Below are 19,313 nucleotides of genomic sequence, written 5' to 3'. Positions count from 1 at the left end.
AAATGCCCCATATTCGATAGAAAGAATATACAGCACTATATTACTTTACTAGTTTAATTTTTTAGAGCTTCCTGTTTTAAAAGTTCAAAGTCGCTCTCATTAAAATTAACTTTTTTGTCTGAATATCTTTCAACTTCCTTTCGGAATGAACGCAATAGTCGTCTCAGCATTTCCTCTTTTTTTGAGTTGGTAAGCGGTACAAGAAAGCACTTGTCAAAGTCTATGACACAGACCTTGCCGGTATCATTTATCAGGATATTTCTAATATTCAGATCCGTATGCAGAATATTGTTATCAAAAAAACGCTTCAGAGTTTTGCCAATAGAGATGAATTCCTCTTGACTTAAATGGCGCTCTGCAATCACATAGGATAAATCTGTATATCCATTCAGTCTTTCGATAACTATATCCTGAACAACACCGATACCGTTAAAAATCTCTCTGGCAATAACAGGCTTTGGAACCGGAAGATTCATCTCAAGCATTCTGTTTAGAAGAGCAAACTCTTCATAGGCGCGGTGAGAATGAGGTTCAAAGCAGAAAAAACAGTCAGAGACAAGTTTACCGAACAGACCTCCGCGTTTGTAATGTCTAAAAACCAGATCACGTCTGTCCTTTGTAAATAAAAGAGTCTGACCGCGTCCGCCTCTTGAGCTTACACCTTCAGATTTCTCAATTGAAGTCCTGTCAAAAAAGCTTTCATAGAAAGAAAATTCCCGATCTGAAGGCACCTCTTCATTAAGGTAGAACTTTGTCTTTCCAAACTTTATGACTCTTATATTTTCCATAGACTTTACAACCAGAATACCGATAGAACGCTTCTCAAGATACTGTTTTCTTAGCAAGAATACAACTTTAGATGTGTTTTCGCCATATATGCCATACAGATAATGATACAATGAGGCAAAAGTGAGGAACAGCGTGACACATTCAGATAAAAGTTCAGTTTGCATTCTAAGACTCACCGCCCTAGGTGACTGCATTAATGCTTTCGGCATAGCCAATGCTATTCATGAGGATTATCCTGAAGTTAAGATTAAATGGATAATCGACTCAAGATTTTCATCGCTATTCATAAGCGACGGTAAACCTATTGTGCCTATGGTTCCTGTTGAGATAAAAAAACAGGGGCTTCTAAAATCTGTACTTTGCCTAAGAAAAGAATTAAAAGGCGAACAGTATGATGTACTGCTGAATATGCAGACCTCAATTAAAGCCTCACTGCTGTCAACAGCGGTTAAGGCAAAGCTGAAATACGGCTATGACAGTGAAAGAAGCCGAGAGGGACAGACTTTCTTTGTTAACCGCAGAATTGATAAGCCACAGACTCCACATGTAATGTCAGGTTTTATATCTTTTGCCAGAACAGCGGGATTTGAAAAAATAGAACCTAAGTGGAACTATCATCTGACACCACAGGAAATAAGCAGAGCAAAGGAGCTTATTCTACAGGATAAGAAAATTCTGATTCTAGCTCCGGCATCAGCTAAGGCAGAAAAGAACTGGACAGCTGAAGGTTATACAGAAATAGGGCAGTATGCTGTAGAAAAAGGCTTTCATGTTGTAATCGTGGGAGGCAAGGGCAGTCTTGAAACCGAGCTTTGCTCAAGAATAGCAGATAAGCTTCAGAATAACTGTACCAATCTGTGCGGAAAGACCTCTTTAAGATTGCTTGCGGCTGTTATCTCACAGGCTTCAGTTGTTATCTCCCCAGACAGTGCCAGCATGCATCTGGCATCCTCGCTTAATATTCCGGTTATAGGTCTGTTTGCTATTCATAATCCAGACAGAGTCGGAGCATGGAACTTTAGAAAATATGAAGTCAGTGTCTATGCACAGATGGCTGCGGCTGAGCTTGGAAATAAGGAAGCAGGCTGGAGATATCGCGTTAAGAATCAAGAAGCAATGAAAGCAATAGACTGCCAGAAAGTCAAAGAAGTTTTCGATAGAATCTGTAAAGACTATTCTCTACACTGAGATTCTAAAATTTAACATAATATATAAGGAGCAGGGACTCCTGTAAAAAAAAGGATTAAGCTATGAGTAATTTGGCTGTTTTCCCTGGTACCTTTGATCCTTTGACCAAAGGTCATCTTGATATCATCCGTCGTGCTTCAGCTTTATTTGATAAGGTAATTGTAGCTGTAGCCAACAGTCCTTCAAAACACACGTTCCTAACTCTTGAAGAAAGGATCTGCTCTGCAAAGGATGCCTTAGCTGAATTCAGTAACGTTGAGGTTGAGGGCTTTAAAGGACTCTTAATTGATTATCTAAAAGAGAAGCAGTGCAACGTGCTGGTTAGAGGCCTCAGAAACGCCACCGACTATGATTACGAGGCACAGCTTACCGGTATGTACAGAGCCTTTGTTCCAGAGCTGGAAATAGTCTTTCTACAGACTTCACCAGATTATTCCTTTATTTCCTCAACTCTGGTAAGAGAAATCTTCATCCATGGCGGAGATATCAGTAAGCTGGTTCCTCAACCAGTCTACGATCTGATTATTGCCCAAAAGAAATAATACAGTTATCACTGCTATTTCTGACAGTGCGGGCAGTAGAAAGTAGAACGCTGCCCCTGAACGGTACTTTCAATTCTGGTACCGCAGATCTTGCAAGGTTCTCCCTCATGTCCGTAGACGTACAGATTCTGTACAAAATATCCAAGCTTACCATCAGCTCCTGAGAAATCTCTGATAGTAGTTCCACCTTTCTTGATAGACTCCTTAAGTAATAAAGGAATCTGTTCAACAAGTGCATCACACTGTTTTCTTGTAATCTTGTTTGAAGGGGTAAGCGGACTTATTTTTGTTAGAAACAGAACTTCAGAAGCGTAAATGTTGCCAACACCTACTACGATGGAATTATCCATTAAAGCCTGCTTGATGCTCTTTTTTAGTCTGTGAAGACGAGAGAACAGATATTCAGAGGTAAACTCTTCGGAAAAAGGTTCAGGTCCAAGTGATTTTAAAGGTTCACACTGATATGGATCCTTAGTCTTATCAAAGTACAGTACCAGACCAAAACGTCGGATGTCGTTGTATCTGATAAAGGTGCCAGACTTAAGACCGATTTCAAAATGATCATGGGTATCCATTGGAGTCTCATGATCGAGAAGTCTAAGATGACCGGTCATACCAAGATGCAGCACCAGATACCCGTTAGTGGTGGTTATCACTATGTATTTGGCACGTCTTTCTATTTTTAATACCTGAGCATTAACCAGTTTCTTCAACTCTGGAGAGAAAGGCTGTCTTAAGGATTTATCATCAAAATAAATACTTGAAATAATTGCGTTCAGAAGTGGCTTTTCAATACCACGTTTCGTAACTTCAACTTCAGGCAGTTCAGGCATAGGACAGTACCATATAAAAGATTCTGACTATAAAATACAATCAAAATAATATTAAATTACCATTAATAAACTTTTTAATAATTTAAATTGGCAGATTAATAATTCCAACTTGTAAGCCTGTATTATAGGGTTTTTCTTAGAATAGAACAGAACTGTTGGCTCAAAAAATACAAATAAATATTTCAGTCAGATTCTCAGATGTGTTTACCCAGACAAAAAACTAACAGTTAGAAAAACAAACTGATAATTCTATTATTAGAATCATCTCTTATCCTTAGTTAAAGTCACTTTAATAAACTTTTTTCAACTCTTTTCTTACTTCATTTATTTGATAAAAAGTGAGATTTTTATTAGAAAATATTCGCTTTAAAATTGCCTTTTTCAGTTTTTTTTATACACTTCAAGTAAAAACCATCAGCTGATATCTGCAGCTATATAGCGTATTTATTGTGGAATAATTTATGACTTATAAAAGGTATTATTCTAATCATCGTATCTTAAGGCATACTCCAATAGCCAGATGTATTGCAGCGATACTTTCAAGTAGTATTGTTGTATTGCCAACAACTGCCATTGCTGACAGTGGTGGAACTCTAATAAACAGTATTTACCTTGGTGTTCTTGGCGCATCAAATAATAATGTCGTAATTGATACAGATCATTCAGGTGATCCTGATTTCACAGCTGCAGGAGCCTATTCTGATACACGTTATGACTATTACAATCACGGTATATTATTACGTAATAACGTTCTTGAAATAGCATCTGGGGGGAATTTAAAACACTATGCCTATGCAGGTTATGTCTTTAATAACAATGGGATAGCCAGTGCAAGAGGTAACGCATTATATTTGAGAAATGGTAGTACTGTAAATAAAAGTGCCTACGGTGGAAAGTCTGAAAGTATTCAAGGAACAGCCAGTACCACGTCTAACAGAGTAGATTTAGAACACGGTGCCACTGTCAACGTGGATGTCTACGGAGGTGAGTCGAGCAGTGAAACAGGTACAGCCTGGTCTAATAATAATTTAGTCACCATTAGCGGTACAGTAGAACATGAGGTAACAGGAGGCAGAGCCTATAGTGCCAAAGGAACAGCCACTGCTTCAGACAACAGAGTAATCATCTCAACAGAAGGAACTGCAGCTCATGCATACGGTGGATATTCCGGTAGCACATACAATTCAAACAATTCAATAACAAACATTTTGAATATTGGAGGAAAGGTTACTTTTGCATACGGAGGATATGCGAATAGTGTATCTGGAACTATAGGAACCACGGCAAATTGCTCTGATAACATACTAACCATATCAGGCTCTGCAACAGATGCTTATGGCGGATATGCAAAAAACTGGAACGGAACAGCTATAGCCAAAGGAAACATCCTAATCATAGAACACGGTGGAATTGCTGGCTTGGATGAAGCAAATGCCAATACACTAGGGCTGAGTAGATCATATCCTAATGAAATTACAGGACCTCAAGAACAAACAAATAATGTTGGATTAAACGCTTACGGAGGCTGGGCCGAAGGTGGTATATTTGATGCGACATCTGGTACGGTTATAGCTACAGGAAATCAGGTGATTTTAAAGAACGGAGCTAAACTTGGACATGATGCCTATGGAGGATTTGCTCATAGTAAAAATGGAACTGCAAATACATACGGTAACTCAGTATACTTGGAAGGCGGTGAAATTTTAGATGGTTCTATTTATGGTGGCTATGCCTATGGAAAAGAAGGAGCAAAAGCCAACAACAATACTGTAATTCTTGGAACAGATCTAAAACCGGACACATTAGCAAATGCCGCACTCTTCGGAGGTTTCGCAAAAGCATCTTCAGCAAACCTCGCAGAAATTAGTGGCAACACCCTTGAGATCTGGGCAAAGAATCTGAACGTTAAAAGTATCAATAACTTTGATAACTACTACTTTATCCTGCCAGCAGGTACTCAGAATGGAGATATCATACTGAAAATTGTAGGTGGATCAAAAACGGCGTTATCTCCACAAACTAAATTCACTGCCGCGGTTGCATCAGGAGCAGATCTTCTTCCTGGTTCCCAAATTACTCTCATCAACAACGAAAGTGGAATTATAAATAATAGTAATAACCTACTTACAAGTGGTGTAGATTACAGTGAAACTCTAAAGGCCAAAAAGGGAGTTTCCCTAGATTACGACTTTGTTATCAGTAATGATGCCAACAATATTTATGCCACCGTAGTCGACATAAAAGCTAGTCCTAAAACCAAAGCAGTAATGGAAGGACGCCTTGGAGGTCTTGGTGTATTAAATCTTGGTGCCGATTTGGCCACCGGAGAAGGAATGAGACAGGCTATGGGGGCTACCGAACCAGGAGGCACTGCATCAGGAACCACTATTGTGGCTCCATTTGCCGCAGCCTCTGCAGGTAAACAGCGTCTTGTGACAGGCTCACATGTTAACGTGAATAGTATTTCTGGACTTGCCGGTGTTGCCGCACGTAAAAACTACGACACCATGAGTGTAACCGGTGGTGGTTTCTTTGAGTTTGGCTATGCACGAAATAAGACCTTTAACAGTACAGATTCAGGAGATGTTAACGGTAAAGGTAATGCCCATTATTATGGATTAGGTCTTCTTTCCAGATTAAATCTTACAGATACAGTCCTCAAGAACATGTACTTTGAAGGCTCAGTACGTTTTGGACGTATCTTTAATGACTGGCATACTAACGACATGGTTGATCGCATCAGTGGTAAGCGAGCTGAGTTTGATTCCTCAAATAATTATTACGGCATCCACATGGGACTTGGCTATGTACTGCAGGCATACGACAAACTCGCTTTGGACATGTACGGCAAGGTACTGTGGTCGCATCTGGATGGTAAAAAAACAAAAGTAGCAGACGATCATTACAAGTTTGCTGATGTTGACTCATGGCGTAGTCGCATTGGTGCAAGAGCAGATTATACCTTGAACGACAAGGTTGAGCTTTATGCTGGTGCAGCCTGGGAGCATGAATTCAAAGGAGATGCCAAAGCAAAAATCTTTCATTCAAATCTAACTTACGATGTACCTTCTCCTTCCACAAGAGGAAACTCTGCGGTACTCGATTTTGGAGTTGCGTTTAATACCCTTAAACCAGGACTAACACTGGGATTTGGAGTTACCGGCTATTTAGGTAAGCGCGAGGGTGTTAGAAGAACAGACTACTGCAATCAAAAAGCAGATAGAGAAGAGGCAGGAAATAAAAAAAGCAACCAATCGGTTGCCTCTTATTGTATGGTGCTGGCAGTAGGTCTCGAACCCACGACCCCCTGTTTACAAAACAGGTGCTCTACCAACTGAGCTATGCCAGCATCACTACGGAGAGAGATTATACAGATATTTGAATATGTTGACAACACTTAAATGAAATTAATTTTTCAATGTTTACTCAATTAAACAACTATCTGTATTTAAAGTCCTTTTTTACTGATTCTGAACCTTTTTCTCCAGTTTTGACATAACCACAGGAGACATTACACCTAGAACGCACAGAATAATCAGGATCCAGCATAATGGAGTTGAGAACAGAATTGATGGATCACCATCATTCAGCATCAGTGATCTGCGAAGACCACGTTCACCGATTGGTCCAAGGATAAGTCCAAGTACAATAGCTGCAGGATTCAGGTCAAACTTTCTTGCAAGATATCCTAAGATACCAAACAGGAACATGATGCATACCTCAACCAGATTGTTGTGAATGGCATAAGAACCAACCACACACAGCACAAAGATTGAAGGGATCAGAATCGCATCAGACAGTTTTGCAATCTGAGCAAACCCCTTGCAACCTAAAAGACCGATAGCCAACATCAGGAACTGGATAATCACGAAGCCTGCAAAGAAGGTATAGGTCATGTTGGCATAGGTTGTAAACAGCTCAGGACCAGGCTGCAGACCATGAATAATCAGACCGCCCATTAAAACAGCAGTTACAGACTCACCTGGAATACCTAAAGTTAGAGTTGGAATCAGCGAACCACCGGTAACAGCATTGTTTGCAGCTTCGGAACCTGCTACACCGTCAATAGAGCCCTTACCGAACTCTTCCTTGTGCTTAGAGAAGTTTCTGGCCTCGTTATAGCCCATAAAGCTCGCAATTGAAGCACCGGCACCAGGCAGAATACCTATGATATTGCCAATCAGCCATGAACGGATGATAGTTGGACTTAAACGTTTAATCTCGGCAAAAGAAAGACCTAATCTGTCATTAAGCTTAGCAGATTCAGCTCGCTCTTTGATTTTTTTCTCAGCAAGAATCAGGATCTGCGACATTGAGAATAAACCGATAAGAGCACAGGTGGTATCAATTCCATTGTACAGAGTACTCATGCCGAACATGAATCTTTCAACACCTTCCATTGGATCCATTCCGATGGTTGAGATCAGAAGACCAATCACACCTGACATCAGACCTTTAATCATGGATTTTGACGCAACACCGGCAATAATAGTCAAACCGAACAGTGACAGCCAGAAATATTCAGGACTCTTGAACTGCAGAGCTAGTGTTGCCAGCAGAGGTGAGAAGAAATAAAGAGAAATACAGCTTAAAAGACCGCCGCAGAAAGAAGCAAAGCAGGCTACAGTTAAAGCTTTTGCAGCCTTACCTCTGATTGTCAGCTGATAACCTTCAATTGCTGTTGCTGCTGAAGCTGGTGTTCCCGGTGTATGAATCAGAATAGCGGAAATAGAACCGCCAAAGATGGCTCCACAGTAAATACTTCCCAGAACAATCAGACCTGTGGATGGAGACATTCCGAAGGTCACAGGTAACAGTAGAGCTACACCCATTGCAGCTGACAGGCCAGGCAGACATCCTATAGATACACCGATAGCTGTAGCCAGAACCATCAGTAGTATGTTTAGAGGAGAAAGAGCTAGGATAAATCCTTCTCCCATGAGAGCTAATGTATCCATATTCTTTTACTCAAAAACAACGCCCATTGGAAGAGGAACCTTCAGGAACATGGTAAATACAAAATAAATAACCAGTCCCAGAACCAAAACAGTCAGAACCGAGCTCTTTAAAGGGACTTTCAGGAACGACATAATTATGATTAGATAAGCGATACTTGTGATGTAAAAACCGATATAGTAAACGCCCACAATATAAATCACACATGCCGTCAGCACAGTAAAGAACTGACTCTTCAGAAAGCCTTCAAATACAGAATGGAGATCATTTTCCATTCCGGTCTTTTTGAGCTTTATTACATTCAGGATTACAAACAGAGTATTCAGAATAAAGAGACCACTAATCAGACAAAGTGGATAGGTCTGTGCCTCAGGAGGCAGCTCCTGCAGGTAATAATAAAAAAAGAGGCAGATACCGTATACAAATACAACAACGCCTACATCAGATTTTTTCACAATATATTTCCTAATTTAAAATGCCGGAACAGATCCGGCATTATATGCTGTTTACTTGTAAAGATTGGTTACAACATCCTTACAGAAAGCTTCCTGCTCAGAAATCAGATTACCGAATGCCTTATCATCCATGAAATCCAACTCTAAGCCTGCCTTCTGGTGAGCTTCGATAACAGCAGGATCTTCTGCAGTCTTCTTGAAAGCATCAACATAGAAATCAACAACTTCCTTTGGAGTTCCCTTTGGAACAACTATGCCACGTGCAGAGCCATACCACTTGTTGTAATAGCCGCACTCACCTAATGTTGGAACCTCTGGCAGTGACTCTAATCTGTTCTCTGAGAAAACACCCAGAATACGTAACTCAGGATTATCACCCTTGATTAACTGAGCAACATCAGCAACCTTTGCACAGGTGAAGTCAACCTCGTTCTGACGTAAAGCAAGAAGCTGATCTGCGGTTCCGCCATAAGGAATTGCCTTGTACTTGAAGTCAGCGCTGGTAGCTAAAAGCTGAGCTGCTGTGTGGTTAGATGCTTTAACACCGTTGGTTGATGCTCGGATGTTAGGGTTCTTCTTAGCAGCCTCAACCAGATCCTTTAAGGTCTTGTATGGGCTATCAGCCTTAACTACGACAACACCTGTCTCTGTCAGATGATTACATACAGGAATTACATCTGAAGTCTTGAAAGGAGCGTTTGGCAGAGTTGAAAGAGTAGTGAAGGTTGGAAGATTAATGAAGCCGATGGTCTGACCATCACCCTTTGCCTGTACCAGTGCAGTCCAGCCAATCTTACCGTCTGCACCAGGCATATTGTTGATAATAAGAGTCTTACCGATATACTTTTCAGCCATAGTTGCCAGAACACGGGCACCGGTATCAGTACCAGAACCAGCCTTGTAGGCAACAATAACCTTAACATCACCGCTAGGCTCCCAAGCTGCTGCACTGAAAGCTGCTCCAATTAAGGTGGCGGCACACAGAAGTTTTGTAAATTTTCTCATAATTATCCCCTTATATTGTTGAAGTTAAAAAAACGTTTTTGCTAATCCTCGGTAAGATTCATCTCCTGTTCCGCAGTCTTCAGTTCTCCTTTTAAGAACAGAGGATCAAAGATTACACAGATATGTCTGTACTGTTCTAAAATCTCAAGCAGAATCATAAAGAAACGCATATCCTGTTCAGCATTAAGATGTGGTTTACCGATATAGCTTGCGTGAAATCCATTTATCAGTTTGAGGCACTGATTTTTCTTTACCATGTAATTCTGCTTTTCTTCCTTACCATTTCTGAAGAAAGCATTTACCGCAAGATTTACAGCACCGGCACATTCACTGGAGATTCTTCCCAGTTCATTTCTTATCTCAGGAAGAAATGAAGCCTGATAAGTACCATTAGCTTTGTTAAGACGTTTAATCATACCGTTGATGATATGTGCGCATTCACTTACATCCGCAGATGCAATAAGACATCTGTTCATGCGTCTGCGCTGTTTCTTTGAATCAAAATTAACACCCGCCAGATATTCACTGATCTTTCCGGCTATGTCCCTGATTCTGTTCTTCATATCATTGCTGCTGACACCTTCCTGAGGTTTATAGGAAATACTGTTTTCAAGGTTTGTGAACATCTGCTGCAGAAAATCTCCCAGACTTAAAACTTCTCTGACGGCATTGCCAAGCGCAAGGTTAGGATCGATGTAAGCTGCAAGATCAAGGTGTTCAGGAATATTGGGATCATACTCGACCTTACGTTCAGGAATAAGCGCATACAGCAGTTTTGACATCAGACCTACACATGGCAGCATAAAAATACATATAACAGCATTGAATACCACGTGGAACCAGATAACAAACTCTGACAGAGGGAAGGCCATTTCCTTTTCAGCATTCTCAATAGGAACCAGAAGGCATAGTGCAACAATACCGATAATAATCTTGAATAGTGTATTACCGTACATAACTCTTTTTGCACTTATACCCTGTTTTAACGCACCGATAATCTCAAGGATACATGAACCTATGTTAGCGCCTATCACAACAGCCAGAGCACCGCTGATCTCAATTGCACCGGTAGTGCATAGTAGGGAAGTCAGAAGCACGGCTGCAAGACTGGAAAAACAGATTACTGCCAGGATCATGCCTAGGATAAGAGCAAAGGTTATCTCATTGGTAAGCGATTTAAGCAGAACCGCTGTCAGTTCTGCATGAGTTACAGGCTGAGTTGTCTGTACAATCAGTCTTAAGGCCAGAAGAATCAATCCTAAGCCCAGCATAATACCGCCACTTAAGTGCAGTTTTACCCTGTCTGCAAATCCAAGATATAGAAAAATACCGAGGGTCAGAAGAATTGGTGAAACAATTGAAAGATCGCAGGTCAGAACTCGAGCCATAATTGCAGTGCCAAGATCAGCTCCCAGCATAATGGCAAGAGCAATTCCCAAAGATAGAAGATTCTTTTTCAAAAAAGATGAAACGAGAAGAGAAGTTGCAGTACTGCTCTGTACCAGCATGGTTGTGCCTAACCCAATCAGAACAGCTTTAAACCTTGAGTCGACCACGCTTTGAAGAACATTTCCGATTGAAGCACCGCATGAACTCATCACTGTCTTTTTGGTCATGTATACACCAAAAGCCAGCAGAGCTATCGCACTAAACAGATTCAACAGAAAATACATAACTTGTCTTCACTCTCTGAATAAATAACAAGTTCTATTCTAATTTGATTTATATATTTATATTTCAACTAAATAGCAAAAATAAAAGTTATCTCAAATTATTGCTCATACATTTGTTTAAACACTTTGCTCTGTTTAGCAAAATCGCAATTTACATTTCTGGTGATTATAAATGTAACTTTTTTGCATTTTTCTTTAATTTTATGGTTATTTTTCCCTAATAAAGGCGCAAACTGATGCGCTTTAATGGTAAAATGTAGCAACTTTTTTTTTATTTTTTTATTTGAATAGATCTTTATCTATTTTGTATTCGTAGCAAGGTTCAAAAAATGTCTAACAAATATGACCTTCAAACATTCCAAGGTTTAATTCTTACCCTACAAGATTACTGGATGCGACATGGCTGTATGATTGCAGAACCATTCGATCTTGAAGTCGGCGCTGGTACTTCTCACCCTATGACTTTCCTAAGATCACTTGGTCCTGAACCAATATCATGTGCCTATGTTCAGCCATCAAGAAGACCAACTGACGGTCGTTACGGTGAAAATCCAAACAGATTACAGCACTACTATCAGTTCCAGGTTATTCTTAAGCCTTCTCCAGATAACATTCAGGAGTTATACCTAGGCTCATTAAAGGAACTTGGATTTGACCCAACAGAGAATGATATCCGTTTTGTTGAAGACAACTGGGAAAACCCAACTCTTGGAGCTTGGGGTCTTGGCTGGGAAATCTGGCTGAACGGTATGGAAGTTTCACAGTTTACCTACTTCCAGCAGGTTGGTGGTCTTGAGTGCTACCCTGTTACCGGTGAGTTAACCTATGGTCTTGAGCGTCTTGCTATGTACATCCAGAAGAAAAAGACAGTATATGACTTAATCTGGGCTCACACAGCAAATGGCGATGTCACCTACGGTGATGTATTCCATCAGAATGAGGTAGAGCAGTCTACATACAATTTTGAGTATGCTGATACTGATTTCTTATTCAGCATGTTTGACCAGATGGAAAAGGAAAGCAGCTATCTTCTGAATCTTGAGAAGCCACTTCCTCTACCAGCATATGAAAGAATTCTAAAGGCAGCTCACTGTTTCAACCTGTTAGATGCAAGACATGCAATTTCAGTAACAGAGCGTCAGAGATTTATCCTGAGAATCAGAACTCTATCTAAAGCTGTTGCAGAAGCATATTACAAATCTAGAGAAGAGCTAGGTTTCCCAATGTGCAAAAAGACTGAAAACAAGGATAACTAGGATTTAACATATCATGACAACCAATAATTTACTTTTAGAGCTAGGAACAGAGGAATTACCTCCAAAATCTTTACGTACCCTTGCTCAGTCTTTACATGATTCATTTGTAAAGCAGTTAAAGGATCAGAATCTTCATTTTGAGTCTTCAAAATGGTATGCAACCCCAAGAAGACTGGCATTATTCATTACCGCTCTTGAAGAGAAGCAGCAGGATCAGGAGATTGAAATCAAGGGACCTGCAGTTAAGGCAGCTTTCGATGCTAACGGTAATCCTACCAAAGCAGCTTTAGGCTGGGCTTCTGCTAACGGAATCAAAATTGAGGAAGCTCAGAGATTAACCACACCAAAGGGTGAGTGGCTGTATATCAAAACCACTAAGAAAGGCGCTAACACTGTTGAACTTGTTCCTGAGTTATTCAAGACTGCGCTTAAATCTCTGCCAATTCCACGTTTAATGCATTGGGGTGACAAGAGAGAAGAGTTCGTACGTCCTGTACATACTCTATGCATGCTGTTTGGTGATAACTTAATTCCAGGTTCCATTCTTGGTGTTGAGTCATCAAAGGAAATCAACGGACACCGCTTCCTTGGTTCACAGAAGGTTGTTATTAAGTCAGCAGATACTTATGTTGAACAGCTGAGAACTGAAGGCCGTGTAGTTGCTGACTACGAAGAGAGAAAGGCATCTATTATCAAACAGGTTACCGATATTGCTAACTCAGTTAATGGTAAAGCTGATCTTGATGATTCACTGGTTGAGGAAGTTACGTCTATCGTTGAAGAGCCACATATCTTCAAAGCTTCATTTGAAGAGAGATTCCTAAGGGTTCCTGCAGAAGCTCTTGTATATACCATGAAGGGTGACCAGAAGTACTTCCCTATCTATGATAAGAACAACATGCTTCTTCCTTCATTTGCTTTTGCATCTAATATCAATCCAGAGGATCCTACATCTCTGATTTCTGGTAACGAAAGAGTTGTAAGACCTAGACTTTCGGATGCTGAGTTCTTCTTCCAGACTGATAGAAAGAACAACTTAGAATCATACTTCAAGAAACTTGAGAATATCGTTTACCAGAAGGATATTGGTACTCTAGCCTTTAGATCAGACTGCGTTGAAGAGTTAGCTAAGTATATTGCTAATGAAATCAATGCTGACGCATCTAAGGCAGCTCGAGCAGCTCATTTAGCAAAATGTGACCTTGCTACAACCATGGTTACCGAGTTTACTGATACTCAGGGTATTATGGGTATGCACTATGCAGAACTTGATAACGAAGATAAGGATGTTTCAGATGCTATCTTCGAGCAGTACCTGCCAAGATTTGCTGGTGACATCATTCCAACAAAGCCTGTACAGATTTCTGTAAGCCTTGCCGAGAAGATTATTACTCTTGTTGGTATCTTTGGAATCAACATGCTACCTAAGGGTGATAAGGATCCATTCGGTTTAAGAAGAGCTGCTATTGGCTTAATTAGAATTCTGATTGAGAACAACATTTCAATCAACTTCTATAAGCTAATTGAGAAAGCCTGCTCTATCCTTGAGACTAAACTAAAGTCTAAGGAAACAAAAGAGAATGTTATCAACTTCGTTTATAACAGACTAAAGGCTTATTACCAGGATCAGGGCATTGAGGCTTCTATCTTCTTAGCAGTTCTATCTACAAATCCACAGGATATTCTGGATTTCGATAATAGAGTAAAAGCTGTTAAACAGTTTAAGTCTCTGCCTGAAGCAGAGAATCTTGCCTCAGCATATAAGAGAATCAACAACATTCTAAGCAAGGCTGATAACTTTGATAAGAACATCAATGAATCACTTCTGAAAGAAGATGCAGAAGTTAAGCTATTCAATGTACTTAAGAATGTTGATGTTAAGGTATCTAAGTTATATTCAGATAGCAACTATACTGAAGCATTATCTGCTCTATCAGAACTAAAAGATCCAGTTGATAATTTCTTCGAGAATGTTATGGTTAATGCTGAAAATGTAAATATCAAAAATAACAGATTAGCATTATTAAATAACTTACACGAGATTATTGCTAAGACTGCAGATATTTCAGTTCTGTACTAATTTAATCAAATCTTAAAAATCAGGGCTCATTTTTATGAGCCCTTTTTTATGTTCCACGTGGAACAATCTACCTATTCTTGAAATTACTCCCTATAAATCATCCAAATTAGAACTGACAGTCTACATATAATGTTCCACGTGGAACAATTCGTAAAACAATAATTATCAGTCGAATGAATAATATAAATATAGAAAGACTTTTCAGTTGAATTTACATGTAAGCATAAAATATAAAATCAATATGAGATTTTATTAAAAACTAATCGGAATATTAGAGGATAAATTTTATGTTCCACGTGGAACATATTAATTGGATTTAAAGAATTAGTAATTATTGATTAGATAAAGGGTGGAATTTTGTGAACATGTGTAGATGTTCCACGTGGAACATTTAAATTGTATGAACTAAATTAAAATACAACTTATAAATTCGCGAACCATCTTATTTTATTCAGAAAAAATAAGAAATAAGAATATATTAAGAAAATAAAAATAATAAATTTAGCTTTAAGATGTTGCAAGTAGAACAATTGTAATGATTAATATTAAAGTTATAAATTAATATGTTATTTATTAGACCAACTGTCCTGAAATAAACGATTAGTATATACATAATATATAAGTAACGTGAATTGACATACTAATCTGGAGTGTAAAGAAAGAACACCAACAGTACTAAATAATCACTTCTCAATTTTTCATGTTCCACGTGGAACATTTATATACAATTATATTAGTAAAAAATAAGTTGATAATAATAACATAGAATTAAGGTTTCTCATGGAACAATTTAAAATAGTAGAATAATCTAGTTAATTATAGATTATTTACCAGTAATTTTATTGTAATACACTATTATTTTACCATTGTAATTTATCAAGAACAGGTAATTAAAATGCAGAATGAACTAGGTTTCAGGAATTTGACCAGCATATTCATGTTCCACGTGGAACATATTCAAAATTCAACCTCATATAATTGAATGCAGCAGTTAGGGAATAATCGAAGTATTAAAATATATATTTCATTATTATTAGTAATATTAAAATACATCTAACGAATACCAATCTAATATTAAAACAAATATTTAATACACAATATATCTATATTTGTTAATTTATGTTCCACATGGAACATTATTTCTAGGTAAACACAGTTTCTGGTTTTTAGATATAATGGTTTTCAATTGAAACAATATAAATTTTGACTGAATAAGAGTTGTATTAGTATTCAAAATGTAAAAATGATGAATTCTCATCCAATCCCCATCAAAGAATAATAAAACATAGTTTTACTATGATTTTAATAGTTCTATATGGAACATACTTTTATTCATTAGTTAAAATAAATCATTCCAGACTATATATTCTGAGAAAATATGTTCCATGTGGAACATTATTTTCAATAGATATTTTTATTAATTACTATCTAACAATAAAAAACCACATAAAATTGTTAATATTAAATTTCAGTGAATTAAAAATATATTCAAATATTAATGTTCCACGTGGAACATCCTTAAATTTAGTAGATAATTGATGTTGATCCACTGAATATAATCAGGTATGTATATGTTCCATGTAAAACATCATAATCCATAGATACGATAATTTAATAATATCTATCTGTTTAATGCACACACAATATAGATATACTGAAATTTTGAAATAATTATCGATTTGATCAATTATTAATGTTCCATGTGGAACAATTTATTAATATTTATTATCTTCGTAATAATGTTATAAGTTTTTTATAATTACTCATAATTTTCATCTGATTAACATAAGTACGACATATTCGATTGGTTATCTAATTAATGATTGGAAGAATTATATTGTCAGATGTTCCACGTGGAACATAAATGATTAGAAACAAAAAGAAAACATTTAAGTATAGTTAATAATAATTGTTTATATTTCAAAATATTAGGTTATCACCGCTGGTAACCTCTATAGGTAACCTCGAATATTAGACAATAAAAAACCTGGCACTGTGGCCAGGTTTAAGTTTAAATAGAATAAAATACTGTCTAAAGATTAAACATCTAATACAGCTTCATCACTGTGGATTTCAATGTACTCTCTTCTTACTGGTACATCATCACCCATCAGATCTGAGAATAACTTGGTTGCTTCCATAGCATCACTTAAGTGAACACGCTTAATACTTCTGGTATCAGGATTCATAGCAGTTTCAGAAAGCTGGGCTGCACTCATTTCACCTAGTCCTTTGTAACGCTGGATATTAACGCTTTCTTTAGCCTTCTTCTTAAGAATGTCGTAGACTTCAGTTAAGTTCTTAACCTTAACTTCCTTACTGTCAACAGGATTAGAAGGAATATACAGATAACCGTCTTCCTCGATCAGATTAGAAGCCTGAGCGTGTAATGCCTTAATCTTGTCATATCTGATCTTGGTTAAGAACTTCTCGTTAATGGTACACTCTTCATCAGTACCGAATACATGCTTAATTACAACAGGATAGAATTTGTTGTTAAGTTCATCATGCTCAATTCTGTACTTATAATACATACCTTCAGATGGATTTGAAGGAAGAACCTTAATAAAGCCATCTACCCAGGACTTAACATCAGCTTCAGATACAAACATATTATCTTTGATTACATCATAGTAAAGCATATTGATGATAGCTTCATAGTTGTAATCAGCTTCCTGTTTGCATGCTTTCTTGGCAGCAGCAACAACGGCAATATATTTCTTAAATAAAGCCTCAAGAGATACAGGAGGAATAGCTGCAGCACCACGTGATGGGAATAACTGGCCCATCTCAACAGCTAATGATACTTCGAAGAATGCGGCATCTTCTTCAGTAATTACATATACAGGATCTTTCTTGGAAGATTTCTTCTCATATTTGTATAGAGGAGGCTCTGCCACATAAACATAGCCATTCTCAATAATTCCAGGGAAGAAATGATAGAAGAAAGTTAAAAGAAGAATACGTATATGAGCACCGTCCACATCAGCATCGGTCATGATAATAATATTGTGATACTTTAGCTTGGTGATATCATAATTCTCACCAATACCGCATCCAAATGAAATCACCAGATTAGAAATCTGTTCTGACTCAAGAACCTTATCAAGACGAGCTTTTTCAACATTCAGAATCTTACCTCTTAAAGGAAGAACTGCCTGGAATTTTGAATCTCTACCGTTCTTAGCTGATCCACCTGCAGAATCACCCTCTACCAGGAAGATTTCTGATAGTGCAGGATTCTTCTCGCGACAAGGAACAAGTTTATCAACAGATTTGCTGCTAATACCTGATCTGTCAGAACGAGACATGTCACGTACCTTTCTTACAGCTTCACGAGTAACAGCTGCTGATAGAATTTTCTGACAGATGTTATCAGAGAAAATCTTCTTATTGAAAATCAGAATATCCAGAAGATGCTCATTGATACAGTTATTAACAGCGGTACCTGCTTCTGAAGAAACCAGTTTATCCTTAGTCTGTGAAGAGAACTTAGGATCAGGCATCTTAACAGAAATAACAGCTGTTAAACCTTCTCTGATATCCTCAGGAGATGCTGTAACATTCTTCATCTTGTTATCGATGGTTGCATGCTCAGCTAAATACTTTGTAAAAGTATTGGTAATTGCACGCTTGAAGCCTGCTAAATGCTGACCACCATCCTTCTGAGGAACGTTATTGGTAAAGCAGTATATATTCTCGGTATAAGCATCAGTCCACTGCATAGCGATTTCAACACTGATGTTATCAATCTTGTTTTCATCATTCTCATTTGTAAAATGGATGATTTCTTCCTGAATTGGCTTCTTACCCTTATTCAGATAGTTAATAAAAGCACTGATACCTTCATCCTTTTCATGATAGAAAACTTCCTGCTTAACAGGAGTCTCTCTTAAATCAGACAGAGTAATCTTGATACCTGAGTTAAGGAATGATAGTTCACGCAGTCTCTTAGCAAGAATTGCATATTCAAAAGTAATATTGTTATTGAAGATTTCAGGAGATGGCCAGAAACGAACCATAGTACCATGTTCATCACTATCGCCAATCTGGTGTAAAGGAGCTTCAGGATGACCTCCATTCAGGTAAACCTGCTGCCAGATATGATCTTCACGTCTGATAGTTAGCTCTAAACGATCTGATAAGGCATTAACAACAGAAATACCTACACCGTGAAGACCGCCTGAAACCTTATATGAATTTGAATCGAATTTACCACCAGCATGAAGAACGGTCATTACAACCTCAGCGGCTGAAACCTTCTCTTCAGGGTGCATAGCTACAGGAATACCACGACCATTATCAGTACATGAAACAGAACCATCCTCATGGATAGTTACTTCAATATGGTTACAGAACCCCGCTAAAGCTTCATCAATAGAGTTATCAACTGCCTCAAAAACCATATGGTGTAAACCTGATCCGTCATCAGTATCACCTATATACATTCCAGGACGTTTACGTACTGCTTCCAAGCCATGTAAAACTTTAATACTGGAAGTATCATAATCATTGTTTTTTTCTTCTGACATTTGG

11 protein-coding genes and 1 tRNA gene are annotated in these 19,313 nt (G+C 38.1%); 4 read left to right on the top strand and 8 right to left on the bottom strand.

Translation table 11 applies throughout. The features are described 5' to 3' along the window. Positions 1–53 precede the first annotated feature (53 nt). Complete coding sequence (locus QZU45_RS02710; protein ID WP_295351270.1) at positions 54–845, bottom strand: 3-deoxy-D-manno-octulosonic acid kinase; 792 nt, start codon at positions 843–845, stop codon at positions 54–56. 76 nt (positions 846–921) lie between these two features. Here QZU45_RS02710 and QZU45_RS02705 point away from each other — a divergent pair, with 76 nt between their 5' ends. Both QZU45_RS02705 and coaD read left to right on the top strand, forming a co-directional pair. Next, positions 922–1,977, top strand: coding sequence for a glycosyltransferase family 9 protein (locus tag QZU45_RS02705; RefSeq protein WP_295351267.1), 1,056 nt, complete (start codon positions 922–924; stop codon positions 1,975–1,977). A 62-nt stretch (positions 1,978–2,039) separates the two neighbouring features. Further along, positions 2,040–2,519 carry a pantetheine-phosphate adenylyltransferase gene (gene coaD, locus QZU45_RS02700; protein WP_295351264.1) on the top strand — a complete coding sequence of 160 codons (480 nt, stop codon included), beginning with the start codon at positions 2,040–2,042 and terminating at the stop codon, positions 2,517–2,519. Between the two features lie 14 nt (positions 2,520–2,533). On the opposite strand, the gene mutM is transcribed toward coaD, so the two are convergent. The 6 genes from mutM to QZU45_RS02670 all read right to left on the bottom strand — a co-directional run bounded on the left by mutM (position 2,534) and on the right by QZU45_RS02670 (position 11,441). Continuing rightward, positions 2,534–3,352 (bottom strand): bifunctional DNA-formamidopyrimidine glycosylase/DNA-(apurinic or apyrimidinic site) lyase, encoded by an 819-nt coding sequence (gene mutM, locus QZU45_RS02695; RefSeq protein ID WP_295351261.1) that lies wholly within the window; start codon positions 3,350–3,352, stop codon positions 2,534–2,536. A gap of 3,273 nt (positions 3,353–6,625) precedes the next feature. After that, positions 6,626–6,701, bottom strand: a tRNA-Thr gene (locus QZU45_RS02690). A 112-nt stretch (positions 6,702–6,813) separates the two neighbouring features. Beyond that, on the bottom strand, positions 6,814–8,310 hold the full coding sequence (locus tag QZU45_RS02685) for a tripartite tricarboxylate transporter permease (protein WP_295351258.1): 1,497 nt from the start codon (positions 8,308–8,310) through the stop codon (positions 6,814–6,816). Positions 8,311–8,316: 6 nt separating this feature from the next. After that, the gene (locus tag QZU45_RS02680) at positions 8,317–8,763 is read right to left on the bottom strand and encodes a tripartite tricarboxylate transporter TctB family protein (protein ID WP_295351256.1); all 447 of its coding nucleotides are present in this window, start codon (positions 8,761–8,763) and stop codon (positions 8,317–8,319) included. 51 nt (positions 8,764–8,814) lie between these two features. Next, complete coding sequence (locus QZU45_RS02675) at positions 8,815–9,768, bottom strand: tripartite tricarboxylate transporter substrate binding protein (protein WP_295351254.1); 954 nt, start codon at positions 9,766–9,768, stop codon at positions 8,815–8,817. 41 nt (positions 9,769–9,809) lie between these two features. Beyond that, complete coding sequence (locus QZU45_RS02670; RefSeq protein WP_295351252.1) at positions 9,810–11,441, bottom strand: Na/Pi symporter; 1,632 nt, start codon at positions 11,439–11,441, stop codon at positions 9,810–9,812. 329 nt (positions 11,442–11,770) lie between these two features. On the opposite strand from QZU45_RS02670, the gene glyQ reads away from it, so the two are divergent. Both glyQ and glyS read left to right on the top strand, forming a co-directional pair. After that, positions 11,771–12,697, top strand: coding sequence for a glycine--tRNA ligase subunit alpha (glyQ, locus tag QZU45_RS02665; RefSeq protein WP_074838342.1), 927 nt, complete (start codon positions 11,771–11,773; stop codon positions 12,695–12,697). A gap of 13 nt (positions 12,698–12,710) precedes the next feature. Further along, positions 12,711–14,777, top strand: a complete 2,067-nt coding sequence (glyS, locus tag QZU45_RS02660) for a glycine--tRNA ligase subunit beta (protein ID WP_295351250.1) — start codon at positions 12,711–12,713, stop codon at positions 14,775–14,777. 2,039 nt (positions 14,778–16,816) lie between these two features. On the opposite strand, the gene QZU45_RS02655 is transcribed toward glyS, so the two are convergent. Next, on the bottom strand, positions 16,817–19,309 hold the full coding sequence (locus QZU45_RS02655) for a DNA gyrase subunit B (RefSeq protein ID WP_295351247.1): 2,493 nt from the start codon (positions 19,307–19,309) through the stop codon (positions 16,817–16,819). Positions 19,310–19,313: the final 4 nt, after the last annotated feature.

This window comes from uncultured Succinivibrio sp. (assembly GCF_902756765.1).
In the GTDB taxonomy this organism is placed as follows: domain Bacteria; phylum Pseudomonadota; class Gammaproteobacteria; order Enterobacterales; family Succinivibrionaceae; genus Succinivibrio.
This window is presented reverse-complemented; position numbering and strand designations above follow the sequence as displayed.